Raw genomic sequence first — 24,516 nt, 5'->3', positions numbered from 1 at the left:
TCGCCCATCAGGCGGGGGTTTTTTATTCCGTTTGAAGCAGCCCTTTCGAATAGGGCGTCCAATGCTTGACTTGCGGAGAATGTTGCTTGCGCCAAGCGCGCACCTTGGGGTTCATAACCCGCCGCCACAAAGGCGGGCAGAGGGCCAAAATCCCCATTACAGGATAGCCATAAGGCAGTTGCGGCGCGGCATCGTGATCATAGGTTTGTAACAGCGGATAGGCCCGATCTGGACGATAATGATGGTCTGAGTGACGCTGCAAGTTGATCAGCAACCAATTCGTGGCCCGATGATCCGCATTCCACGAATGGCGGGGTTTGACATGTTCATATTTCCCCGCGCCTTTGTAGGCCCGCGTGAGGCCGTAATGTTCGATGTAATTTGTGATTTCCAAATGGAACACCGCAACAAAGGCCTGCACAGCGAAGAAAGCAAGGCCCCATTTCCCGCCAATGGCATAGGCCAATCCCATCATGCCTGCCTGCAATCCCCCGTAACGCCAGAACGGATTGCTTCTATGCCATAGTGCAAGCCTGCGCTTTTCGAGGCGCTGCGCTTCGGCCCGCCATGCAGATTTGAACGACTGGATCAAAACACGGGGGAAAAAGCGGTGAAACCCCTCATTATATCGCGCAGAAGCAGGGTCACGCGGGGTGGCCACATGGATATGATGCACCAAAAGATGTTCGGTTTTGAAATGCGAATAAAGCGTCACCGCCAGTAGGATATCGGCCAAGCCACGTTCCAACCGCGCGGGGCGGTGCATCAATTCATGGCTGTAATTGATACCAATCATTCCCGGGACAACACCCAAAGAGGCCGCCAACCCGAATTGCTCGGTAAGCGTCAGATGTGCAGGATTGGTGGCGAGATATGCAATCAACCCAAAGACCAATCCGAATTGTGACGGTGCCCAGATCAAGGTGATTGCGCGATACCAAAACAGAGAGTTGAGGCGCGCGGCCTCATCAGGGTTGGTTGGATCGCGGCCGAATACTTGATCCAACAGCGGAAACAACCACCAAGTGGCCGCAAGCACCAAAAGGATGCTCCACCCGCCCCATTGGCTGACTGCGACCAAAAGAGGGATGAGCAGAAGCGAGACCCAAAACGGGGCTACATCACGAAGCGATGCCAAATAATTTGACCTGAACATGCCTCTACCTCACAGCTCATGCTGTCATCCTGAACGTAGATATAGAGAAATATTATATATGAAAATATACAATTATGCTCAGGGTGAAGGCCGCGTGTCGATGCGGCAAAGGTCAAACGCTTTGCGCATCACTGTTGGCATGTCCGCAACGCGGAACTTGGCGCGGGGCAGGAAATAACCTTGCTGCGGGCTCGCGTTTTCAGAGGCATGGCACAGATGCACGCGCAGGCGCAGATGGAAATGGGTAAAGGTATGGCGCACCTCTTGGCCCATGTCGTGCCATTCGCCCTCAATGGGAGGCGCAAGCGCCTCCACGATCGGCGTCGCGGGATCATCTACCCCCGCCCAAGGGCTGGTGACAAAGCCAAGCATCCCCCCCAAAAGACCCGTTTCGGGGCGTTGCTCGACCAAAACCGCACCATCGGGCCGAAAGGCTAAGTAAATATGACCAACCCGCGTTGGTTTGGGCTGTTTTGGCTCCTTTCGCGGCAATTCCGCCGCAATGCCCGCTTTTTGGGCGGCGCATTGAGTCATGATCGGGCAAATGCCACAGGCGGGGCTGCGTGGTGTGCAAATCGTGGCACCCAAATCCATGACGGCTTGCGCGTAATCCCCCGTCCGCTGTGCAGGGGTGAGGGCGTCGGCATGGGCTTTCAACTCAGGCTTTGCACGGGGCAGCGGGGTTTCCACTGCGAAGAGGCGCGCCATGACACGCTCTACATTGCCATCCATGACGACTGCGCGGCGGTCAAAGGCAATCGCCGCGATCGCAGCGGCGGTGTAAGGGCCAATTCCGGGAAGCGTCAAAAGCGCCTCTTCGGTTGTTGGGAATATCCCCGCGTGTTGATCAGTAACCACGCGCGCGCATTTGAGCAGGTTGCGCGCCCTTGCATAATAGCCAAGCCCCGCCCAAGCCGCCATGACATCCGCATCTTCCGCTGCTGCAAGATCCTCAATCCGAGGCCAGAGAGAGATGAACTTGGTAAAGTAGTCACGCACAGCTGCCACGGTTGTTTGCTGTAGCATCACCTCAGACAACCACACATGGTATGGGTTTGGACGCTCCCCTGATTTGCGCGCCGCGGGCCCGACCCGCCACGGCATATCGCGCGCATGGTCATCATACCACGCCAACAGGTCACGCGAGAGGTCATCCGTTATTTCAATCTCGTCACACAAGCTTTATCACCCTGTCTTCGGTTTTGATTGGTCAATCTGTCTCATACCCCCTAAATTGACCCGCAGATGAGAAAAGCAAGCGATCATATCCCGCCCAAAGAGGCAAGCCGCCGTAACCGTGGGTTTGAACCCGCGGCTAAGCTTGTTATGGCGCAAATAAAAAGCCCCGCAGAACGGCGTGGTTTCGCTGAGGCACGACTGATCACCCAGTGGCGGGAGATCATGGGGCCTGAGTTTGCAGATATCGCGCGCCCTGTAAAACTTTCCCATGGGCGTGATGGGTTTGGGGCCACCTTAGTGCTTTTGACGAGCGGGGCGCATGCCCCAATTCTTGAGATGCGCAAAGAAGATATCAGAACAAAGGTAAACGCGGCTTATGGTTATAATGCTGTGTCCAAAATATCCTTGACCCAAACGGCGGGACAGAGCCTTGCGCGTGACTTCATCGCACCACGCCCCCGGCCAGAATTGCCCCAAGAGGCAATAGAAATCGTGAACGCCAAGGCCAAGGCCGCAGCAGCGCACATCACCGATGAGGGGTTGCGCGATGCTCTTGAACGTCTGGCGCAGCGCGTCATAAGAAAACAGACATCCTAATTTACAGAGAGAGAATATTATGGATCGCAGACAGGCCTTGATCGCAGCATCCGCAGCGGCTTTTGTATCCGCCCTTCCCAGATTTGGCATGGCTCAAGACGCAAGCGCCGCCCCTGAGATTGCGGATTTTGCTCTTGGTGATCCTAATGCGCCTGTCGAGTTGATCGAATATGCCTCATTCACCTGTCCGCATTGCGCCACTTTTCACCTACAAGTTTTGCCTCAGCTAAAGCGCGATTACATTGAAACAGGCAAAGTGCGATTGGTTTATCGTGAAGTTTACTTTGACCGCCCAGGTTTGTGGGCGGCCATGGTGGCGCGTTGCGCAGGCGAAATGCGCTATTTTGGCGTGGCCGATATTGTTTACCGTACGCAGAGGGAATGGACCCAAGGTGATGCTGCGACCATCGCGGGCAATCTGCGGCGCATAGGTCTTTCTGCGGGTTTGACGGATGCAGAATTGGACGCCTGCATGCAGGATGCCGAAACCGCGCAGGCCATGATCGATAATTACGAAGCCAATCGCGTAGAATATCCGATTGAGGGCACCCCCGCCCTGGTCATTGACGGCACGCTGTATGGCAATATGGCCTATGAGGACATCGCGTCGCGGATCGAAGACGCGCTTGCCCGCAACCAATGAACAGAACCCCCCTTGCAGGTGTCAAAGTTCTAGAGCTTGCCCGCATTTTGGCGGGGCCATGGGCGGGGCAGGTTTTGGCAGATTTGGGCGCCGAAGTGATCAAGGTCGAAAGCCCCGATGGTGATGACACGCGCCATTGGGGCCCGCCCTTTATCTCTCGTGAGGGAGATGAAAGCGCGGCTTATTTTCATGGAACCAATCGCGGCAAAAAATCCATCATCGCGGACTTTAAATCTGCCAAAGACCGCGACCGCATGATTGCTTTGGCGCGCGAAGCGGATGTTTTGATTGAGAATTTCAAACTTGGTGGCTTGGCCAAATTTGGCCTCGATTACCCAAGTCTGGCCCGCGAAAACCCTGCATTGATTTATTGCTCGATCACGGGGTTCGGCCAAAATGGGCCATATGCGCATCGCGCGGGCTATGATTACATCATCCAAGGCATGTCTGGGCTGATGTCTGTTACAGGCGACCCCGAGGATCATCCCCAAAAGGTTGGCGTTGCCGTCACGGATATTGTCACTGGTCTTTATGCCTCAAACGCCATTTTGGCTGCGTTGCATATGCGCGCGCGCACAGGCCAAGGGCAGCATATTGATATGGCGCTTTTTGATGCCGCGACCGCGATGATGGCCAATCAAGCAATGAATTATTTGGCAACGGGGCAAGCCCCCAATCGTATGGGCAATGCCCATCCCAATCTCGCGCCTTATCAAACCTTTCCATGCGCGGATGGCTGGATCATCATCGCGGTTGGCAATGATGGGCAATTCCAAAAACTATGCGAGATTTTGGACTGTGCGGAGTTGGGACAGGATCCGCGATATCGCACCAATGCAGATCGTGTGAAGAACCGCGACAGCCTGAACGCCGCGCTTGAACTTAAGACGCGCAGCCTTAGCAAATCTGCCCTAATAGAGGCGTGCGAAGTGAAATCTGTGCCTGCGGGGCCGATCAATTCACTTGCAGAAACCTTCGCCGATCCGCAGGCCGTGGCGCGCGGGTTTCGCCTTGATCTTGAGGGCGTGCCAAGCACGCGGCCGCCTTTTCATTTTTCGGGGGCTGATTTGGCGCTTGAACGTCCCGCGCCGAAATTGGGCGAGGATGATGGCATCACGGGCTTTTCGAAAAAATCCCGCTAAGGCGATCCCGCAAAGGGTAGTCTTGGTCTAGCCGCAGGCGCACAGGCACCGTCAACACCTCACGCCGCAGCGCATCAGGCAGGCGCACCGCATCTTTTTCGGTTGTGACAGGCTGCGCCCCAAGGCTTTGCGCATCGCGCAAAATCCGCGCCATCAAGGCATCGCTTAAAGGTTGGTGGTCGCTGAGGGCCTCAGCCCGCAATATACGCGCACCCATTTTGCGCAATGTGGCAAAGAACTTTTCAGGATGACCGATCCCTGCAAAGGCCAAAACGGGCATATCTTGGAAGGACATCCCCATATTTAACGGCGCCAGATGGCCCGTAAGATGGGGGCAAAGGAGGTCTGGATGGCGCATTGAAAACGCCGCCTGCTGATCTGCCTCGCCAATGGATAGAACAAAATCCGCACGCGCAAGGCCTGTTGCAATCGGCTCACGCAGCGGGCCTGCGGGGATGACCAGACCATTACCAAATCCACGCGCGGCATCCACCACAATCAAGGACAGATCATAAGCCAGACTTGCATTTTGAAACCCGTCATCAAGGATCAAAATATCGGCCCCCGCCTCAATGGCCGATTTGGCACTTTGCAGACGATCTTGGCCCACCCATACAGGCGCAAAAGCTGACAAAAGCAAGGGTTCATCACCACAGTCAGCTGCGCTGTGACGGGTCGGGTCTACGCGTGTTGTTTGGGTGAGTGTTCCACCATACCCACGGCTGAGAATGTGGGGGGTGGCGCCAAGCCCTGCTAGGATTTCCCAAATGGCAATCACTGTGGGCGTTTTCCCAGTTCCGCCTGCGGTCAAATTGCCAACACAGACCACAGGCACGCCAAGTTTCGCCCGAGCGCCTGTTGCCAATTTGCGCGCCGTGCCTGCCGCATAAAGCGCGCTCAGTGGGCGCAAGGCATAGGCCACTGCATTAGGCTGCGCGCGATACCAAAATCTAGGTGCTTGCATTGCGCTGATCCGCTTCGCGTTGTTCCAACCGCTGTAGGATAGCATTGAGGGCACGATCCGTCACCGCAGCCCCTGTTGAGGATACTTCCCATGCGGCATTGGCCATAGCGGCTGCCCGTTCTGGGTTCATCAACTCATCCACTGCACGGGCGAGGCTTTCGGAATCGCGCACCTGCCGCGCGGCATCGACCGCCTGCAAGCGATCAAAAATATCGGTGAAATTGCTGACATATGGCCCATAGAGAATGGCCGACCCAAGGGCCGCAGGTTCAAATGGATTATGCCCCCCGATATCAACCAAAGAGCCCCCCAAAAAGGAAATCGGGGCAAGCCGATACCAAAGGCCCAACTCGCCCAAACTATCTGAAAGATACACTTGGGTGTCGCGATCAGGCAGAGCGCCAGTGCTGCGCTGTGCAAATGTCCAGCCATCGCTTTCTAAGAGTTTCGCAATATCTGCGCCGCGCTCAGGATGGCGTGGCACGAGCAACAGAATGGCCCGCGGGTTTGACCGCAACACGGCCCGATGCGCGGCCAAGACCAAGTCCTCTTCGCCCGCATGGGTGGAAGCCGCCACCCATGCGGGGCGGGTGCCAAGGCGCTGCGAGAGATCTTGGCGCTGCGCCTCATCATGGGGAAGCGCCGCCGCACCTTCCTTGAGGGTGCCTGTCACTTCGATGCGAGATGGCAACAAGCCCAACCCCCGCAATCGAGAGGCGGTCAGATCATCTTGCGCTTGCACCAAATCAAAGCGCGACAGCAGCGCGCGGGCCATTCCGCCCAACCACCGCCAATTGCGCGCTGACCCTTGCGAGATGCGCGCATTGAGCAACATCATCGGGCATCCTTGCCGATGCGTCTCAACGATCATGGCAGGCCACAATTCGGACTCTGTCCAGATGGCGAGGTCTGGCTGCCAATGGTTCAGAAAAGATTGAACAAAACCTACAATATCCAAAGGCACGAATTGATGGATTACATCAGCAGGCAAACGCCGCCCCATGACAGCCGCAGATGTCAGGGTGCCTGTCGTAACCAGAATCGTGAGGTCTTCGCGCTCTTCACGGATGCGGCGGATCAGCTCAAGAAGGGAAAGCGCCTCGCCGACAGAGGCCGCATGAAACCAGATCAATGGCCCATCGGGCCGCGCTTGACTGGCAATACCGCGCCGCTCATTGATACGCGCCGCGTCCTCTTTGCCGCGCGCCAAACGGCCCGCCAAAATCCGTTCCGCCAAACCCGTAGCATGACGCGAAAACAGAAGATAAAGCCAAAGCAGCAAGGAGCGTGACCGCATCTGATGCAATCCCTTACTCGCTTTGCGCGGAATTGGCCTGCTCCTCATCGCGCAGGCGATGCAAATGGGCGATGAAGTAGCGCATATGCGCATTGTCCACTGTGCGCTGCGCTTCAGATTTCCATGCGTTATAGGCGCTGTCATAATCAGGGAAAATTCCCACGATATGAATATCGTTCACATCGCGAAACTCCGTGCGGGCAGGGTCGACCAATTCGCCCCCAAATACCAAATGCAGACGCTGTGCCATAGATTATTTCCTTAACAAGAAGCCTTGAAAACCTGCGCGCACCCTAAGGTTTTGGCTCAGGCGGTCAAGCCAGTTTGACCCGAAAGCCGCGCCATGAATTTATCCACCAAGGCGCGTGATCCTGCAAAAACGCCCGCACTTCGCGGGTCGGGGCGGTTAAAGCGCAAATCCTGCCCCTCTCGGTCGCAGACCTTGGCACCTGCCTCGGCGGCAATAAGACTGCCTGCGGCGCTGTCCCATTCCCAAGTTGGGCGAAAGGTCAGCATCCCATCATAGCGCCCTTCGCCCACAAGGGCCAAACGATAGGCGAGAGAGGATCGAAAATGGCGGCTCACAGGTGGCGCGCCATGTGGCCAATAGCGCGGTTCAAAATTGACCTTGGTGGTCAGAATGCGCGCGCCCGCTTCTTCGGCATGACCTGAAATGCGCAAGGGCGTCTCATTGCACAGCGCGCCCCCATCGCGCGCAGCGGCATAAAGCCTGCCGACAGCAGGCAGATAGACCACCGCCGCACGCACGAGCCCATCTTCTACAACGGCCAATGCATGCGAGAAATCACCAGAGCCATCCATAAAGGCGCGGGTGCCATCGATGGGATCAACGATGAAACCCCGCTTCGCGGCCAGACGGGCAGGGTCATCATGGCTTTCTTCCGACAACCACCCGTAACTGGGACGCGCGGCCTGAAGATCGCGCGCCAACATCTTGTCGATTTCCAAATCCGCTTCTGTGACGGGGCCTGCCCCTTCGGATTTTTCCCAAGCCTTGGGGTCATTTTGCCAATAGCGCAGGGCAATCTCGCCTGCGGCACGGGCCGCTTCTATCAATAGGGTCAGATCATCGCGATCTTGCCGCTCAGGCCCCTGCAATCGTCATCTCCTCTACCAGAAGCGAGGGGATAACCCGCGACAGATGCGGGCGCGCATCATTTGCTGCACGGATCGTGCCAAGCATGTCGCGCAAATTTCCTGCAATGGTGCATTCATTAACCGCATAGGTGATTTCGCCGTTTTCAACCCAAAACCCTGACGCGCCACGCGAATAATCGCCTGTGGTTGGGTTGATGGAACTGCCGATCAAGGATGTCACCAATAGCCCCGTTCCCATCTCACGCAACAGCGTCTCACGTTCGACCTCTGGCCCGACCAAGGCGAGATTCCCAACGCTTGGCGAAGGCGGGCTAGTGAGACCGCGCGCGGCATTGGCGGTGCTGTCCAGACCCAATTTTCGCGCGGTCGCCAGATCAAGCACCCATGAGGCCAGCTTGCCATCTTGTATGAAGGCGCGCTTTTGTGCCGCCAAACCTTCGGCGTCAAAGGGGCGCGAGCCGCCTGCACGCTTGCGCAAAGGGTCTTCCAGCAGATCAAACCCAACAGGCAAAACCGCCTCACCCAATGCATCGCGCAACCAACTCGACCCGCGTGCAATCGCGCTGCCATTGATCGTGGCCAAGATGTGACCGATGAGGGTTGAGGAGACACGTTCATCAAAGAAAACGGGATATTTCCCTGTTTTTGGCTTTCGCGCCCCTGCGCGCGCAGCAGCACGCATCCCAGCTTCACGCCCTATTTCTTCGGGGCTAATCAGATCACTGCGGAAAATGCGGCCATCCCCGTAGTAATCCCGCTCCATGCCTGTGCCTTCGCCTGAAATTGCCACGCAGGAGAGGCCATAATCACTGCGGACGTAGCCGCCGGCAAACCCGTTGCTGCCCGCAAGAAAGATCGTGCGATGGCTGTAGCCTGCATTTGAGGACTGAATTTGGGTGACTTTGGCAACGGCACGGGCCGCAGCCTCGGCGCAGCGGGCTTCATCCTCCATCTCGGCGGGCAGAGGTGCCGCGCCGTCATCGCTCAACTCAAGACCTGATGCATCGCGCTTTGAGCTTAGTTGCGCGGGATCGGCCAAGCCAACGGTTGGGTCTTCGGGGGCAAGCCGTGCCATAGTCACCGCGCGCGCGGCCATGTCACGCAGCGTGTCTGGGCGTAAATCTGCTGCCGAAACACAAGCCTGCCGTTGGCCCACCATGACACGAAGGCCCATTTCCGTGCCCTCGGATCGTTCTGCCTGCTCTAACGCGCCATTGCGCAAGCTCACTGTTTGCGAGACCCCTTGCACCACCATCGCATCTGCCGCATCCGCACCCGCAGATTTGGCAATGTCCAAAATCTGTTCCGCCAGATCCCGCAGCGCCGCTGTGTTCGAAGGGCTGTCTGTCATCGCAAAGCATCCTTTCTGGCCAAAACAGCCCGTCAGGGGCTATGCGTGACCTAAGCGCTGCAAGGACGCAGCGCAAGAACCCTTAACCTTTATTGCAAAGGCATTCCGCCAATCATGATCTTTCCCTCTTGGGTCAGATCAATTGCGCTTTCAAGCTGATCTTGGTCTTCGGTTCGGGTGGCGAAAAGATCAATTGCGCCTGCGATCATCGCAAATTGGCTTGGATCAAGATGGCCTGACTGGGTCATCGCCTCCAGAAAGGTGAAAAGCCCGCGCGCGCTGATATCCACCCGCGATGGCCCTGCGCCAGATGTCAGATCAAGCCCACCTGTCGCACGGAAATCAAGGCCTGCACCCGTGAGGTTGGCCCTGTTAATTTGCAGCCGCGCCAATGACAAAGGCAGACGGATCCCAGTTTCGGGGGCAGGCCCCAGACCACCTGCAAGATCGAGCTCAATCGCACCAGTTTCGCGGGGCAAAAGACCTGCGCGATCTATCCAATCCCAAACGGGGGGTTCGGGCATGGCATCTGCCACTGACACTGTGATGGCAAACGGCCCGCCCTCGCGGTTCAATAATGGCAGATTAGCGGCCAAGCGGCTTGGCCCAATGCGCCACAAAATGGGGATTTCTTCGCCAAATTCGGCCCCCAAAAACACGCTATCGGTGCTGAGGCTTGCGCTAAGACTTTCGTCTGTTTCCCTGTAGCTGAGATTACCCGCCCCAAGCGCGAAGCCAAGCCGCCCTGCTTGATCCAGCCCCATCGGCTTTGCAAAAGCAGAAATCGGATTTCTGGCCACCAGTCCATTGGCCGCCTCAAACCCAAGTGAAGCTGTCTCGCCCCAGCCGTCAAGGGCAAGCGCAGCCCCCTCAAGCGCGAATTGGGCCAAAGCCCCGTCCCCGATTCCGCCTTGCACTGTGCCAAGGCCAAAACGATGCGCAATGGGTGTTTCCGAAAATACAGATTGTCCTTCAAAAGTAGTGCTGCGCAGGGTAAATTCACCCGCTTGGATCAACACGCCGCCCAAAGCCTGAAAGGCCAATTCTTCTGCTTCTGCATCCCACGTTAGCGTGATGCCGTTTGCACTTTGCACCGTCACCTCAGGCAATGCAGGCAGATCCACCACCAGATCCCGCGCGGGCCGTTCTGTAGGGGTCAGAGCGATCACAATCGTCTCAGGCAGTGTGATCACCACATCACCTTCCGCGTTTAGGGCAAAAAAAGCGCGGGCCGTTCTCATGCTTGTATCTACGGCCGAATGCGGATCATCCGCTTCGATAATTTGCAGGTTCTCTACCAACACCTGTGTGCCGATTACCTGTGGCGCGTCAAAGGGAAACTCATGCCCTGCATCTGCGGCGATTTCGCGGAACGTCTCAAGCGCCATGTCAACGGGCGCGAGGCTTTGTGCAAAGGCAGGCAGAGAGGACAGGACAAAAGCCATAGATAGAGCTGGACGCCAAATATATTTTGAATTCATCTTTGACATTCACAGGCCCAACGGCGACACCGACAGTATGTCCCAATGTTTCGCCCCCTGCGCTTAAGGTCAAGCGCCGATCCGCCTGCCCAAGAAATAGAAAGCCCCGCGATCATGTCTCATCTTTTTGAAACCGACCTATCGAGAAAAACCGTTGTAATCACAGGCGCAAGCCGTGGGATTGGGGCAGACACTGCCGCGCTCTTTGCGCAGTCAGGCGCAAAAGTTGCATTATTGGCGCGCTCAGGAGCGGATCTAAAAAACGTGGCAAACTCAATCGGTGAAGGGGCGCGGGCCTATCCCTGTGACTTAAGTGAGATAGGCAAGATTGCCCCGCTCTTTGACGAGATCAAAGCCGAGCTTGGCCACATTGATATCTTGATCAACAATGGCGCGCTGATTGCGCCCATCGCGCGCATGGGGGAAGCAGATTTGCAGGCGTGGGATAATCTGATGCGGGTGAATGTCACAGGGTTATTTGCAACCACACAGGCCTGTTTGCCCGATATGGTGGCGCGCGGTGCAGGCACAGTCATCAATATTTCGTCAGGGGCTGCGAAAAATGCGTATGAGGGGTGGAGTGCCTATTGTGCGTCAAAGGCGGCTGTGGCGATGCTGACACAAAGCCTTGATTTGGAATATCGTGATGCAGGTATCCGTGCGCTTGGGCTGTCACCGGGGACTGTCGCCACGCAGATGCAACGCGATATTCGGGCAAGTGGGATGAACCCTGTGTCGCAGATTGATTGGGCTGACCATATCGCGCCGCATTGGGTGGCGCGCGCTCTCTTGTGGATGACCACATCCGAAGCGGATGGGCATCTGGGCCAAGATATCAGCCTGCGCGATCCCACTTTGCGGAGCAAATTGGGGCTTGTGTGAGGCGAAAAGGAATTTTGCGATGATCAGGTTAGAGAGTTTCCCAGAAAGCTTGCCCCAAAGCCAAGCACCGCTGTGGCGCGTGACGCTTGATCGTCCCGACAAAGCGAATGCCCTGACCGAAGATATGCTTGCCACCTTGGTCAGCATCGCCAAACAGGCACAGGCGCATCCCAACTTGCGCGCGTTGGTTATTACAGGGGCGGGCGAAAAGGTCTTTTGTGCAGGTGCGGATTTGGACGCGGCCCGCGCGGGTCTAGCTACCTCGCCCCTCTGGGAGGCGTTGTCAGGCGCGATTGCCGCGCTGCCTTGCCTGACGATTGCGGCTCTGAATGGCACATTGGCAGGCGGCGCTATGGGGATGGCATTGGCCTGTGATCTGCGCCTCAGCGTTGATCGCGCCTCATTTTTTTACCCTGTCGCAAAACTTGGGTTTTTGCCGCAGCCCTCAGACCCCAAACGTCTGACTGCGCTCATAGGCCCTGCGCGCACAAAATTGCTGCTGCTGTCAGGCGCAAAATTTACCGCAAAAGAGGCCCTGTCCTTTGGGCTGATTGACAAGATCGTGCCACAAGAGGCGCTTTGGCAGGAGGCGCAACATATGGCCGAAGCCGCGATTTCGGGCAAAGCCGAGGTGCTGCGCGCCATCAAGGCGATGATCCCTGACGGCACGGCATGACGGGCGGACGCGACCCTATCACATTGGACGTGATGATCATCGGCGCGGGGCCGAGCGCGCTGATGGCTGCCGATTATTTGGCCCATACTGGGCGGCGGGTTGTTTTGATGGAGGGCAAAGCCTCCCCTGCGCGTAAGTTTCTCATGGCGGGAAAATCAGGGTTGAACCTCACAATGGATGAACCGCTTGAGGCGTTTCTTGCGGCCTATGGGCCATCGGTTGCGCCGCTTGCGCCGATGATCCGCGCCTTTGGCCCTGAAGAAGTTATACGCTTTACCCGCGATACATTAGGGCAGCCGATCTTTACAGGCAGCTCACGGCGTGTGTTCCCCAAGGCGATGAAAGCCTCACCCATGCTGCGCGCCTGGTTGCAGCGCTTGGGCGGGCAAGGCGTGGAGATTTGGCGCAATTTCACATGGGATGGATGGGGGTCAGACGGGGCGTTTCGCTTTTCTACAGCAGAAGGGCCGCGTGAGATCACAGCCACCACAACACTCTTGGCCCTTGGGGGCGCGAGTTGGCCGAATTTAGGCGGGCGCGGCGAATGGCTTGAATATCTGAGCGCGCGCGGGGTCGAAACGGTTCCGTTTGAGCCAATGAATATGGGGTTTCATATCAACTGGTCAGACCATATGCGCCCGCATTTTGGTCATCCGCTCAAATCCTTGATCTTGCGCGCGGGCGAAAAATCTGTGGCGGGTGAGATCGTGATTACCGCCAAAGGCATTGAGGGCGGCGGGGTTTACGCCCTCTCGCGCGAGATGCGAGAGGGGGCGATGCTCAGCCTTGACCTCTGCCCTGACCGCAGTCTGGACGATGTTGCAGCGCGTCTTAAAAAAGGGGGCAGGCGTAAAGACAGTTTGTCGAATATCCTGCGCAAATCCCTTGGGATAGACGGGGCAAAGCGCGCAGTTTTGTTCGAAATGTGCAAATCCCTGCCCACTGAGCCGAAAGCGCTGGCAGAGCGCATCAAAGCCTTGCCCATCCCCCATAGCGGTCCGTTTGGATTGGATCGCGCAATCTCTAGTTCGGGCGGGGTCGCATGGTCTGCGCTAGACGATACTTTGCAGCTTCGCGCCCTACCAAATGTCTATTGTATCGGCGAGATGGTCGATTGGGATGCGCCTACGGGTGGCTATTTGCTGACAGCCTGTTTTGCCACGGGCCTTTGGGCGGCGCGTGCAGCAGCCTAGCGGGCGTTGCGCGGCATCATGGCCAAGCGGATGAGACTGCGCTCCATCACTGCCAATTGCGGGGCTTGTGAACTTGAGCGGAGGGTCAAATCCGTCTCGATCAGGCTTTGCACCGCATCCTCAAGGCGTGTAACGCCCCAAGCCTGCGCTTGTTTGACCATGCGATCCCTGCGCGGGCCAAAGACCCCTGTTTTCGGAGAAAACCCCGCCGCTGGCCCCTGTGGATGACAGGCGGCCATATGCAGCGTGCGAAAATGGCGCAAGGCCGCGATACAAAGTGCAACCGCCGTGACCCCCTGACCACCAAGCCGTGCCATCAGGGCGCCGACACGCGCATGGGCGCCTTCGGCAGCGGCGTGTAAGATTTCGTCAATCTCCGCATCAATCGTGGCAGGCGCCAATGCAGCAACCTCCGCCGAAGAGAGAGGGCTCTCATCGCCCAGTTTATAGAGGGCCAGCTTTTCCAAGAGCTGCCTGAAATCGCCAGGATCAAGCGCGCGGGCGAGGGCGACCAAGTCACGAGAGGCATCTTGCGCGATTGCAGATAGCCCCGCCTTTTTCAATTCGGCCTCGACCTCAGCCTGACTGGGCGGATCATCATAAACGGCGATACAAAAAGCCGATTTTTGGGTTTCAAACAATTTTCTTAGCGCCGAGCGTGGTGTCAGTTGCCCCGCTGTCACAATGATTTGGGCGTCACCTGCGCCCCGTTCGTTTATGGCGGTTGTGATCGCGGGGGCGGCGGCATCTGTTGCATCTTCGACAAAGACGGCGCGCGGGCCTGGAAAGAACCCTGTCGCCTTAATCGCGTCCAAAAGAGCCGCAGGATCACTGCGCAAAGATGCCCCCATCATACGGGTAAGGCGCATTTCACTTTCGGCATCTGGCCCCAAAAGCTTGGCAAGCAGGTCTTGGCGCTTAATTGCCACCCGCATCGCATCTGCCCCATAAATCAGAACGCCTGCCGCCCCTGTATCGGGGCGGGTGATAAACCGCGCCGCCTCTGAGGTGGAAAGCTTCATCGGGTTACACTGCCTTAAATAACGACATTCACAATCCGCCCTGGCACAACAATCAGCTTGCGGGGAGCGCGACCTTCAAGCGCCTTTGCCACAGCCTCATCCGCAAGAACCAATTTTTCAACCTCTTGTTGCGGCATATCTTTCGCAACGGTCAGTTCCGAGCGGCGTTTGCCGTTGATCTGGATGGGTAAGTTGACGGTATCGGACACCAACATCGCCTCATCGGCTTTGGGCCACGGTGCGGTAGCTACCAAACCAGACCCGCCCTGGCGCGCCCAAATTTCTTCGGCCAAATGTGGGGTCATTGGTGACATGAGCTGCGCCAAGGTCAGGATCGCCTCACGCTGTGCGGCGGCCGAGGCGTTCGATTTCGCCAAAGTGTTGGTAAAGGCATAAAGTTTGGCGATCGCCGCATTAAAGCCAAAGCTTTCAATGCCGCTTGTCACATCAACAATGGCGCGATGCATGGCGCGCATTAGGTCTTGATCGCCTGAACCTGCCGCATCTTTCGGCATATCCGCGATTTTTTCGCTCAAGGCCCAGACACGGCCCAAATGTTTAAACGCGGCTTCGGCCCCCGCAGCCGTCCATTCCACATCACGCTCGGGCGGGCTGTCAGAGAGGACAAACCACCGCGCGGTATCGGCGCCGTATTGGGCTATGATCGCCACAGGATCGACCACGTTGCGTTTCGATTTCGACATTTTGGCAGAAGGGATGATCTCAACCTCCCGGCCATTCTTTAGGAAACCTTTGCCTTCGCGCAGCTCGACTTCTTCGGGGAAGTGATAGACGGGGCGACCATTTTGATCGCGGGTTTGATAGATCGCATGGGTTACCATGCCTTGGGTGAACAGTGCGTTGAACGGCTCGGCGCATTTTGCGGGCAAATGCCCCGTCTTTTGCATCGCGCGCGCGAAGAAGCGCGAATAAAGAAGGTGCAAAATCGCGTGCTCAATCCCGCCGATATATTGATCTACATTCATCCAATATTCGGCCTCGGCGGCATCGGTGGGTGTTGCCGCGCGCGGCGCGGTGAAGCGGGCGTAATACCACGAACTGTCCACGAATGTGTCCATCGTGTCGGTTTCACGCTGCGCAGGCGCACCGCAGCTAGGGCAGCTGCAGTCGCGCCAGGTCGGGTGACGATCCAGCGGGTTGCCCGGAATGTCGAAACTGACATCGCGCGGCAGTTCGATGGGCAGGTTTTCCTTTTTCTCAGGAACAATCCCACAGGTGGCACAATGCACCACAGGGATTGGACAGCCCCAATAACGTTGGCGGCTTAAACCCCAGTCGCGCAGTCGGAACTTGGTCACGCCTTGGCCCCAACCCCTCGCCTCAGCGAGATCAATTGCGGCATCCACTGCGGTGTCACCTGTTTGCACCGCCTCGCCTCCAAAGCCGCGAATATAGCGCACACGCTCGGCTTTGGTTGGCACGAAGGCTTCGGCCAAAGGGGCTTCTTCCGCGCCCTCGGCCACAAAAACGGGGGTGATCGGCAGATCGAACTTGCGCGCAAATTCAAAATCGCGCTGGTCATGGGCGGGGCAGCCGAAAATTGCGCCCGTGCCATAATCCATCAAAATGAAATTCGCGATCCAAACAGGCAATTCCCAGGACGGATCAAGCGGGTGGCGCACACGCAGGCCCGTATCACGGCCCTTTTTCTCGGCCTTTTCCAAGGCTTCGGCAGTTGTTCCACCCTTACGGCAGTCTTGGCAGAATGCGGCAATCTCAGCGTTTTCTGCTTCAAGTGCTTTGGCTAACGGATGATCGGGGGAAATGCCCACAAAACTGGCCCCCATCAGCGTATCCGGACGGGTGGTGTAAACATTGATCGTGTTATGACCATGCGCGGGCGCGGTCAGCTCAAAGCCGAATTGCAACCCGCGGGATTTGCCGATCCAATTCGCTTGCATCAGGCGCACTTTTTCGGGCCAATCGTCTAAACGATCCAATGCGCCAAGCAAATCATCCGCCATGTCTGAGATTTTGAAAAACCATTGCGTCAGCTCACGCCGTTCTACGTCAGCACCTGAACGCCAGCCTTTGCCATCGATGACCTGTTCATTGGCGAGAACCGTCATATCGACCGGATCCCAATTCACCACCGCGTTTTTGCGGTAGACCAAGCCCTGCTCTAGCATATCGAGAAACAGCGCTTGCTGTTGTCCGTAATATTCAGGATCACAAGTGGCAAATTCCCGATCCCAATCAATCGACAGGCCCAAGGGTTTCATCTGGCCGCGCATTGTGACGATGTTTTGATATGTCCAATCAGCAGGGTGGCCGCCATTTTCCATCGCTGCATTTTCGGCAGGCATTCCAAACGCATCCCACCCCATAGGATGCAGCACGTTAAAGCCAGTGGATGATTTGAACCGCGCAATGACATCACCCATAGTATAATTGCGCACATGTCCGATATGGATGCGCCCCGATGGGTAGGGGAACATCTCAAGCACATAATATTTTTCGCGCGCGGGATCGCATTTGGCCTTAAAGATTGCGGCCGCATCCCATGCCTGCTGCCATTTCTCTTCAATCTGGGACGGATCGTAGCGCGACATTGCGAACTCCTGAAACATGAGGCTTTCGGGGCCAAGCGGGTATAGTCGGGCGCGTGTTTATGCCGCCCGCCTGAAGAGGTCTAGAGGTATAGCGTGAATTCGCCGCGTGATTACAGGCTCGAGTCGCGGATGCGCAATTGGCGGGCGCGGGTCAAGATCGCATCTTCAATCTGTCGCGTGGTTTCGCGGCTGACAGGGCCACCACGCGTGGCCACTGCAACGCGCAGCGCACGCGCATCCAATGAAGGGTCGCTGACATAGACCGTTGCACGATAGGCCGTGCCACCGCCTGGTGGCGTGCCATAGCCAAAATTGATGATGCCGGAGAATGGGTCAGCTGATTCTATCGGAAGGAAATCGAACACCTCGAGGCTGGCAATCCAAATGAAGCGGTTCACTTCGACCGTTACGTTTGGATCATCAACGTTCTCAAACATATCCCATATCGTTTCTCGCCGATTTTCTTGCTCTGCAACTGTCGCATTTTCAACGACCTCGCCGTCATCGGTGCTGACTCGTCCGGTGACTAAGCTACATGCGCTTAGGACCGTTAAGGTGAGAGCCAAAAAACCTGATCGTCCGAAGGTCCATACCGCCATTTTACATTGCCTCTACTTTGATGTGGTACGGCGCATCTGTATAGCTCAGAAGCCATGGCGCGTAATAAATCTTATGTCGCTCTTCGTAACTGAGCAAAGACTTCGCAGCAATACCCTTGATCCCTCGAATTTTTACAGACCCTCCAGGACAGTGTTGCATCTCTGCATCACCACTTACGCAAGATTGTCAGTAAATGGCTGATTTCGTTGTAATCGTATTAAGAGTGGGCGAAGACAACCGTGTACATAGTGTGGACGCACCGCACGATGACGTTAATAGAAAAACAGAAATTGAGGAATAAACCATGAAAAAGGTTCTCCTGGCTACTTCTGCTCTCGTTGCCTCTGCAGGCATCGCATCTGCAGACATCACACTGACCGGTTCCGCAGACTTCGGTATCAAAGACACCGGTGCTAACGGCACTGATGCTTACATCCACAACGAAATCGATATCAACGTTGTTGCTTCTGCAACCACAGATGCAGGCTACACAATTGGTGCATCCTTTGACATCGACGATCAAACTGGCGCAACTGCCGGTTCTGTTAGCGATCAAGAAACTTACATCTCCGGTCCTTTCGGTAAAATTACCGTAGGTGACGTATCCGCTGCAGCCGATGGTCATGGCTTGGCTGATGTTGGTTTTGACTCGTTGGGCGTTGATGACGACGTGGAAGACATCCGCGCACTCGGCTCAGCAGATGTTGTATATTCCACAACATTTAATGACATGAGCGTAACGATTTCTTACGCGATGGGTACAACTGCTGCTGGCGCGGCGTCAGATGGCGACTATGGCATTTTGTTGGGCTTCAGCAACAGCGGCCTCGGCGTAACACTTGGCTATGATGTTGATGACAGCGCAACAGCAAATGATTCCCGCACATCGCTTGGGTTGACCTATGCCGTAGGCGGCATCAATTTTGCTGGTTTCTTTGCTGACAACAGCACCAACTCTGCAACAGGTTTCTCTGCCTCCTACGCTTTGGATGCTAACACGACTGTTAGCGCAGTGTATGGTTCTACTGACGTTGCTGCGGACAAGTCTGACTTCGGTATTGGCTTCAAAACCAATCTCGGCGGTGGCGTTTCCCTTGCAGGCGGTGTCGGTCGTGTTGACGCAACAGCTGGCACAAGCACAACTGTTACCGACCTCGGGTTCAACGTAGCATTCTAATCCTATTGGATTATTTGCATCGGAAAGAGCGGGTTTAGGCCCGCTCTTTTCTTTTTATGAAGGCTCCAATTATCAAAAAAGTGAGTTCATGCATGCACAACCACCTTATAAGCGCTCTCACAGCTCTACTTGCTACTTGCGGCATAGCATATGCAGATACTACTGTGCTTGGTGCTGTGCGTGACATTCATCGCGGCGGCTATGGAGGGGTCATTGAGTATCATTGGACCGATACCTTAGTTGCAAAGCCTGAATTTTCTGCAGGTTGGGCCGGGGCAGTACATAATGAATCTGACGATGATAGCTGGATCGGATTTGGTGTTAGTGGTGAGTACTCACTCAGCGATAGAATGTTTATCGAAGGCAGCTTCATGCCGGGATACTACAGCCAGGGAGCTACAGACTTAGGCGGCAACTTGCACTTTCGTTCCACACTTGGTGTTGGAATGAATATTTCGGATAACTATGCAATTTCATTTGCGCTGAGCCACTGGTCGAACGGCAGTATCGAGAGATGGAACCCGGGGACTGACATGGCGATGATCCGTCTATCGATCCGACATTAAACGGAAAAAAATTCGAGTCCCATTCGTCGCGCGCTTGCGCTATAGGCGCATCCATGTCTGAGCCGCACACATATATCGGCCTGCCCTTCATGAAAATGCACGGGCTTGGCAATGATTTTGTCGTCATGGACGCGCGCAAGCGCGAGGTCACCATGACGGCTGATTTGGCGCGCGCGCTTGCAGATCGTCATCGTGGGGTGGGGTTTGACCAATTGGCCTTGATCAAAAACGATCACGAGGCGGATTTAGCACTGACCTTTTACAATGCCGATGGGTCCCTCTCTGCAACCTGTGGCAATGCCACACGCTGCATTGCGGCCTATGAAATGGCGGCACAGGGCCTTAATCAAATCCGCCTGCGCACAGAACGTGGAGTTCTGATTGCGCAGGATCGCGGCAACGGCCTGACCGCTGTGAATATGGGGGCCCCGCTGTTGGAGTGGCAGGATATCCCTTTAGCCGCGGCGATGGACACGCTGCATCTGCCCCTCGAAGGTGATCCTGTTGGGACAGGCATGGGCAACCCTCACTGCAGCTTCTTTGTTGAAGATGCCGAAGCGGTGGATTTGTCCGCCCGCGGCCGACAAGTCGAACATCATCCGCTGTTCCCCGCGCGTACCAATGTGCAATTCGCCTCGCTCCTTGGGCCAGATCATCTGAGGATGCGGGTCTGGGAACGGGGAACAGGCATAACCCTTGCCTCTGGCTCATCCTCTTGCGCGGTGGCGGTTGCAGCGGCGCGGCGGGGTCTGACAGGTCGGGCGGTAAAACTGACCCTTGATGGCGGTGATATTTGGATTGAGTGGCGCGAGGATGGCGTTTGGATGACAGGGCCAACGGCCCATGTATTCACCGCTGAATTGACCGAAGATTTCATAAGTCGCCTGCAAAACCCATGACAAAGCCACCTGAATTTCGAACGCTTGGGTGTCGGCTCAATGCCTATGAAACCGAAGCGATGACCGATATGGCCACCGCAGCGGGCCTCAGGGATGCGGTGATCATTAACACCTGCGCCGTAACGGCCGAGGCCGTGCGCAAAGCGCGCCAAGAAATCCGCAAGGTGAAGCGCGACAATCCAAGCGCGCGGATCGTGGTGACGGGCTGCGCCGCACAGACCGAGCCCGAAACCTTTGCCGCAATGGGCGAAGTTGACCTCATCATTGGCAATCGCGAAAAGATGGAACCTGCAACATGGGCCAAGCTCAGCGGCCCTGATTTCATCGGCCAAACCGAAAAGGTCATGGTCGATGACATCATGTCCTTGCGCGAAACAGCCGAGCATCTGATTGACGGCTTTGGCACCCGCGCGCGCGCCTATGTGCAGGTTCAAAATGGCTGTGATCATCGCTGCACCTTTTGCATTATCCCATTTGGGCGCGGCAACTCACGCTCCGTGCCCGCGGGTGTAGTGGTGGATCAAATCAAACGCTTGGTCGACCGCGGCTATTTAGAGGTGGTGCTCACGGGGGTTGATCTGACCTCATGGGGGGCGGATCTCCCGCAAGCCCCCCATTTGGGCGATTTGGTCATGCGTATCTTGAAACTTGTTCCTGATCTGGCGCGCCTGCGGATTTCCTCTATCGACTCCATCGAAGCTGATCCAATGTTGATGGAGGCCATCGCCAACGAACCCCGCCTGATGCCTCATCTGCATCTGAGCCTTCAACATGGCGATAATTTGATCCTCAAGCGTATGAAGCGCCGCCATGCGCGCGAAGATGCCATTGCCTTTTGCGAGGAGGCGCGCCGCCTGCGGCCTGAGATCAAATTTGGCGCAGATATCATTGCAGGTTTCCCGACAGAAACCGAAGCACATTTCGAAAATTCCCTCAAATTGGTTGAGGAGTGCGGGCTAACCTGGCTCCATGTGTTTCCGTTCTCATCGCGCCAAGGCACGCCAGCGGCACGGATGCCACAATTGCAAAGCGCCACAATCAAAGACCGCGCGGCACGGCTGCGCGCCGCTGGGGATCGGGCCCTCGCCCAACATTTATCGGGCGAGATTAGCAAAACCCATCAGATTTTGATGGAAAATCCCCATCTTGGCCGCACCGAAGACTTCACTGAAGTCAGCCTCAATGAGGCGCAAGAAACAGGTCAGATCATCGCCGCCACAATTTCAGGCCACAAAGACGGACGGCTTTTAGCCTAGATTGCTTCCGCCAAAAGTGCCTCGAAAAAGGCAAATGCCTCCGGGCTGTCCCAATGGGCATCTCCCATCAGCCGCGCAATCTCGCGTCCTTCGGGATCAATCACCAGCGTAATCGGCAAGCCCATCACCGACATTTGGCGCGCGATCTGTTGGTTGATGTCACGAAACATCGGCAGATGTTCTACGCCAATTTCCTCAAAAAATCTGCGGATCGCCTGCGGGGAATTGCGCCCCGTGGCGAGCGTGACCACTTCCAACTGATCTGAGCCAAACTGACGTTGCAATGCCTCTAGGCTTGGCATTTCTTCACGGCAGGGCGCGCACCAACTGGCCCAAAAATTGAGAACCACATATTTCCCGCGATAATCGCTCAAGCGCCCTTCAACTTCATCCTCATCAACAAAAGGCAAATCCGACACAGGCACAGGCTCTGAGGCGATTACCAGACCGCGCATATCCCCATCACGGGGCAGCTGCGAAAGATCTTGCGCAAAGGCGGCATTTGCACAGAAACCCAAGGCAATGTAGAGCAGGGCAATGATACGGCGCGGGAGCATCCTAGCGGCATCCTTTCTTTGATCGGCGGATAAAACAGAACATGGCACAGAAATCTTCAAACGCAATGTGGGGCGGTCGCTTCGCCGCAGGGCCAGATGCTTTGATGGAGGCGATTAACGCATCCATCGGTTTTGACCAACGGCTCAGCGCGCAAGATGTCACTGGCTCACGCGCCCATGCTGCTATGCTCGCCGCCCAAGGCATCATCAGCAGTAAAGATGCCGAGACGATCAGGGAAGGCCTGCTCACGATCTTGTCAGAAATTGAGAGCGGCACATTCGAATTTTCTACCGCCCTTGAGGATATTCACATGAATATCGAAGCGCGGCTTAAAACCCTGATTGGTGAGCCCGCAGGACGTCTCCATACGGCGCGGTCACGCAATGATCAGGTCGCTACCGATTTTCGCCTATGGGTGCGGGATCAAATGGATGCGGCCATTGAGGGGCTGCAGGCCTTGATCCGCGCGGCATTGGCGCAGGCCGAAGCGGGCGCTGATTGGGTAATGCCTGGCTTTACCCATCTTCAAACCGCGCAGCCCGTAACATGGGGGCATCACATGATGGCCTATGTCGAGATGTTCGCCCGCGATTTATCGCGTTTTCAAGATGCGCGCGCGCGGATGAATGAATGCCCACTTGGTGCGGCCGCCCTTGCAGGCACATCTTTTCCAATTGACCGCCACATGACCGCAGAAGCCCTAGGTTTCGATCGGCCTATGGCGAATTCCTTGGATGCGGTTTCAGATCGCGATTTCGCCCTAGACTATCTCGGGGCGGCTGCCATTTGCGCGATGCATCTGTCGCGCTTGGCTGAGGAATTGGTGATCTGGTCTTCGGCACAATTCCGCTTTGTGACCCTGTCGGATCGGTTTTCAACAGGCTCCTCCATCATGCCGCAAAAGAAAAACCCTGATGCGGCGGAATTAATCCGCGCCAAAATCGGGCGGATCATGGGGGCGAATGTGGCCTTGATGACGGTCATGAAAGGTCTGCCCTTGGCCTATTCCAAGGATATGCAGGAAGACAAAGAGCAAGTCTTTGATGCCGCCGACAACCTCATGATCGCAATGGCCGCAATGGCGGGGATGCTGGGCGACATGAGCGCCAATAAAGACGCACTAGAGCGCACCGCCGCATCTGGCTTTTCAACCGCAACTGATCTCGCCGATTGGTTAGTGCGGGAATTGGGTCTGCCATTCCGTGAAGCGCATCATGTAACAGGCGCGCTTGTCAAAATGGCCGAAGATCGGGGCTGTGATTTACCTGATCTCAGCCTTGCGGATATGCAAACAGTGCAATCCAACATCACTGCGGCCGTGTTTGATGTTTTGGGGGTTCACAACTCGGTTGCCTCGCGTCAATCCTATGGCGGCACCGCACCCGATCAGGTGCGCCTGCAAATTGCACGATGGAAAGAAAGGTTGGCGTGATGGGGCGCTCTTTTGCATCATGGATTAAGCTGGGGCTATTGGCCCTGACTTTGGGTGGAACTTTGGCCGCCTGCGGCGCAGATGGCCCGCCTGAGCCGCCAAACGAAAACGCAGTGACCTACTAAGCCTGCTTGGCGTTTGGGTCATTTTCTTGCGCCGCGTGTGGCGTTCTGCGTCTTGCCCGTTGAAACTAGGGCAAAGAGCCCCTAACGTCTGGGGTCAGACTGCTCATTTTAAGACGATTGACCATTCCAAGACCTAAGTTTGAGGCCCCGAGTTCCAATGGAAAAAATACCGATGACCCCGACAGGGTATAGCGCCCTTGATGCCGAGCTGAAGCATCTGCGTAGTGTTGAGCGCCCTTCTGTCATCAAGGCGATTGCTGAAGCGCGCGAGCATGGGGATTTGTCGGAAAATGCCGAATATCACTCGGCCCGCGAAAAACAGTCCTTCATCGAAGGTCGCATCAAGGAATTAGAGGGGATTTTGGGCCTTGCACAGGTCATCGACCCCAAGACCCTGTCTGGCCCGATTAAATTCGGCGCCACGGTTGTGTTGATTGATGAGGATACTGAGGAAGAAAAAACCTACCAGATTGTCGGCGAATCTGAGGCCGATATCGAAAAAGGTTTGCTCAATATCAAATCGCCCTTGGCCCGCGCTTTGATCGGTAAAGATGAAGGCGATAGCGTAGAGGTCAAAACGCCCGGTGGCAGCAAGGATTACGAGATCACGAAGGTGACCTACGTGTGA

General features: G+C 56.1%; 25 protein-coding genes. 13 read left to right on the top strand and 12 right to left on the bottom strand.

All coding sequences use genetic code 11. The features are described 5' to 3' along the window. Positions 1-22 precede the first annotated feature (22 nt). Complete coding sequence (locus AAC636_RS02190) at positions 23-1,156, bottom strand: alkane 1-monooxygenase (protein WP_340300247.1); 1,134 nt, start codon at positions 1,154-1,156, stop codon at positions 23-25. 78 nt (positions 1,157-1,234) lie between these two features. After that, on the bottom strand, positions 1,235-2,335 hold the full coding sequence (gene mutY, locus AAC636_RS02185) for an A/G-specific adenine glycosylase (RefSeq protein WP_340300246.1): 1,101 nt from the start codon (positions 2,333-2,335) through the stop codon (positions 1,235-1,237). 66 nt (positions 2,336-2,401) lie between these two features. On the opposite strand from mutY, the gene AAC636_RS02180 reads away from it, so the two are divergent. Genes AAC636_RS02180 through AAC636_RS02170 form a run of 3 tightly spaced genes read left to right on the top strand, consistent with a single transcriptional unit; the run spans position 2,402 to position 4,717 of the window. After that, on the top strand, positions 2,402-2,932 hold the full coding sequence (locus AAC636_RS02180; RefSeq protein ID WP_340262199.1) for a DUF721 domain-containing protein: 531 nt from the start codon (positions 2,402-2,404) through the stop codon (positions 2,930-2,932). A gap of 19 nt (positions 2,933-2,951) precedes the next feature. Next, positions 2,952-3,575 carry a DsbA family protein gene (locus tag AAC636_RS02175; protein ID WP_340300245.1) on the top strand — a complete coding sequence of 208 codons (624 nt, stop codon included), beginning with the start codon at positions 2,952-2,954 and terminating at the stop codon, positions 3,573-3,575. Further along, the gene (locus AAC636_RS02170) at positions 3,572-4,717 is read left to right on the top strand and encodes a CaiB/BaiF CoA transferase family protein (RefSeq protein WP_340300244.1); all 1,146 of its coding nucleotides are present in this window, start codon (positions 3,572-3,574) and stop codon (positions 4,715-4,717) included. Before AAC636_RS02175 ends, AAC636_RS02170 begins: the two co-directional genes overlap by 4 nt. On the opposite strand, the gene lpxK is transcribed toward AAC636_RS02170, so the two are convergent. The 6 genes from lpxK to AAC636_RS02140 form a co-directional block, all read right to left on the bottom strand. Further along, positions 4,689-5,681, bottom strand: coding sequence for a tetraacyldisaccharide 4'-kinase (gene lpxK / locus AAC636_RS02165; RefSeq protein WP_340300243.1), 993 nt, complete (start codon positions 5,679-5,681; stop codon positions 4,689-4,691). The genes AAC636_RS02170 and lpxK overlap by 29 nt on opposite strands. Further along, the gene (locus AAC636_RS02160; RefSeq protein WP_340300242.1) at positions 5,668-6,978 is read right to left on the bottom strand and encodes a 3-deoxy-D-manno-octulosonic acid transferase; all 1,311 of its coding nucleotides are present in this window, start codon (positions 6,976-6,978) and stop codon (positions 5,668-5,670) included. The genes lpxK and AAC636_RS02160 overlap by 14 nt, the downstream gene beginning before the upstream one ends. A gap of 13 nt (positions 6,979-6,991) precedes the next feature. Further along, complete coding sequence (locus tag AAC636_RS02155) at positions 6,992-7,228, bottom strand: DUF4170 domain-containing protein (protein WP_317656784.1); 237 nt, start codon at positions 7,226-7,228, stop codon at positions 6,992-6,994. Positions 7,229-7,284: 56 nt separating this feature from the next. After that, complete coding sequence (locus tag AAC636_RS02150; RefSeq protein ID WP_340300241.1) at positions 7,285-8,097, bottom strand: 3'(2'),5'-bisphosphate nucleotidase CysQ; 813 nt, start codon at positions 8,095-8,097, stop codon at positions 7,285-7,287. After that, positions 8,084-9,448: a TldD/PmbA family protein gene (locus tag AAC636_RS02145; RefSeq protein WP_340300240.1), complete on the bottom strand. Its 1,365-nt coding sequence runs from the start codon at positions 9,446-9,448 to the stop codon at positions 8,084-8,086. Before AAC636_RS02145 ends, AAC636_RS02150 begins: the two co-directional genes overlap by 14 nt. A gap of 89 nt (positions 9,449-9,537) precedes the next feature. After that, a complete protein-coding gene (locus AAC636_RS02140) occupies positions 9,538-10,893 on the bottom strand; it encodes a hypothetical protein (protein WP_340300239.1) in 1,356 nt (451 codons plus the stop codon). A 150-nt stretch (positions 10,894-11,043) separates the two neighbouring features. Here AAC636_RS02140 and AAC636_RS02135 point away from each other — a divergent pair, with 150 nt between their 5' ends. From AAC636_RS02135 to AAC636_RS02125, 3 genes are read left to right on the top strand one after another with little or no spacing between them, the layout of a single operon-like run. Further along, on the top strand, positions 11,044-11,811 hold the full coding sequence (locus AAC636_RS02135) for an SDR family oxidoreductase (RefSeq protein WP_340300238.1): 768 nt from the start codon (positions 11,044-11,046) through the stop codon (positions 11,809-11,811). A gap of 19 nt (positions 11,812-11,830) precedes the next feature. Next, entirely contained in the window at positions 11,831-12,487 is a 657-nt protein-coding gene (locus AAC636_RS02130) for an enoyl-CoA hydratase/isomerase family protein (RefSeq protein WP_340300237.1), read from the top strand. Then, positions 12,484-13,680 carry a TIGR03862 family flavoprotein gene (locus AAC636_RS02125; protein WP_340300236.1) on the top strand — a complete coding sequence of 399 codons (1,197 nt, stop codon included), beginning with the start codon at positions 12,484-12,486 and terminating at the stop codon, positions 13,678-13,680. Before AAC636_RS02130 ends, AAC636_RS02125 begins: the two co-directional genes overlap by 4 nt. On the opposite strand, the gene holA is transcribed toward AAC636_RS02125, so the two are convergent. From holA to AAC636_RS02110, 3 genes are all read right to left on the bottom strand, one after another. Further along, complete coding sequence (gene holA / locus AAC636_RS02120) at positions 13,677-14,702, bottom strand: DNA polymerase III subunit delta (RefSeq protein WP_340300235.1); 1,026 nt, start codon at positions 14,700-14,702, stop codon at positions 13,677-13,679. The genes AAC636_RS02125 and holA overlap by 4 nt on opposite strands. 14 nt (positions 14,703-14,716) lie before the next feature. Further along, on the bottom strand, positions 14,717-17,275 hold the full coding sequence (gene leuS / locus AAC636_RS02115; protein ID WP_340300234.1) for a leucine--tRNA ligase: 2,559 nt from the start codon (positions 17,273-17,275) through the stop codon (positions 14,717-14,719). A 110-nt stretch (positions 17,276-17,385) separates the two neighbouring features. Further along, complete coding sequence (locus AAC636_RS02110) at positions 17,386-17,874, bottom strand: DUF3576 domain-containing protein (protein WP_340300233.1); 489 nt, start codon at positions 17,872-17,874, stop codon at positions 17,386-17,388. 305 nt (positions 17,875-18,179) lie between these two features. Here AAC636_RS02110 and AAC636_RS02105 point away from each other — a divergent pair, with 305 nt between their 5' ends. The 4 genes from AAC636_RS02105 to mtaB all read left to right on the top strand — a co-directional run bounded on the left by AAC636_RS02105 (position 18,180) and on the right by mtaB (position 21,773). Continuing rightward, positions 18,180-19,052: a porin gene (locus AAC636_RS02105; protein ID WP_340300232.1), complete on the top strand. Its 873-nt coding sequence runs from the start codon at positions 18,180-18,182 to the stop codon at positions 19,050-19,052. Between the two features lie 92 nt (positions 19,053-19,144). After that, positions 19,145-19,618 (top strand): acyloxyacyl hydrolase, encoded by a 474-nt coding sequence (locus AAC636_RS02100; protein ID WP_340300231.1) that lies wholly within the window; start codon positions 19,145-19,147, stop codon positions 19,616-19,618. 53 nt (positions 19,619-19,671) lie between these two features. Then, on the top strand, positions 19,672-20,517 hold the full coding sequence (gene dapF, locus AAC636_RS02095; RefSeq protein WP_340300230.1) for a diaminopimelate epimerase: 846 nt from the start codon (positions 19,672-19,674) through the stop codon (positions 20,515-20,517). Further along, the gene (gene mtaB, locus AAC636_RS02090) at positions 20,514-21,773 is read left to right on the top strand and encodes a tRNA (N(6)-L-threonylcarbamoyladenosine(37)-C(2))-methylthiotransferase MtaB (RefSeq protein ID WP_340300229.1); all 1,260 of its coding nucleotides are present in this window, start codon (positions 20,514-20,516) and stop codon (positions 21,771-21,773) included. The genes dapF and mtaB overlap by 4 nt, the downstream gene beginning before the upstream one ends. On the opposite strand, the gene AAC636_RS02085 is transcribed toward mtaB, so the two are convergent. After that, on the bottom strand, positions 21,770-22,330 hold the full coding sequence (locus AAC636_RS02085) for a TlpA disulfide reductase family protein (RefSeq protein WP_340300228.1): 561 nt from the start codon (positions 22,328-22,330) through the stop codon (positions 21,770-21,772). The genes mtaB and AAC636_RS02085 overlap by 4 nt on opposite strands. A 41-nt stretch (positions 22,331-22,371) precedes the next feature. Here AAC636_RS02085 and argH point away from each other — a divergent pair, with 41 nt between their 5' ends. The 3 genes from argH to greA all read left to right on the top strand — a co-directional run bounded on the left by argH (position 22,372) and on the right by greA (position 24,516). Then, on the top strand, positions 22,372-23,763 hold the full coding sequence (argH, locus tag AAC636_RS02080; RefSeq protein WP_340300227.1) for an argininosuccinate lyase: 1,392 nt from the start codon (positions 22,372-22,374) through the stop codon (positions 23,761-23,763). Further along, entirely contained in the window at positions 23,763-23,888 is a 126-nt protein-coding gene (locus AAC636_RS02075) for a hypothetical protein (RefSeq protein ID WP_340262243.1), read from the top strand. Before argH ends, AAC636_RS02075 begins: the two co-directional genes overlap by 1 nt. 157 nt (positions 23,889-24,045) lie before the next feature. After that, complete coding sequence (greA, locus tag AAC636_RS02070; RefSeq protein WP_317656815.1) at positions 24,046-24,516, top strand: transcription elongation factor GreA; 471 nt, start codon at positions 24,046-24,048, stop codon at positions 24,514-24,516.

The organism is Roseobacter sp. HKCCD5988, assembly GCF_037830355.1.
GTDB lineage: Bacteria > Pseudomonadota > Alphaproteobacteria > Rhodobacterales > Rhodobacteraceae > M30B80.
The sequence above is the reverse complement of the archived record's forward strand: the minus strand, read 5'-3'. Positions and strand labels throughout refer to the sequence as shown.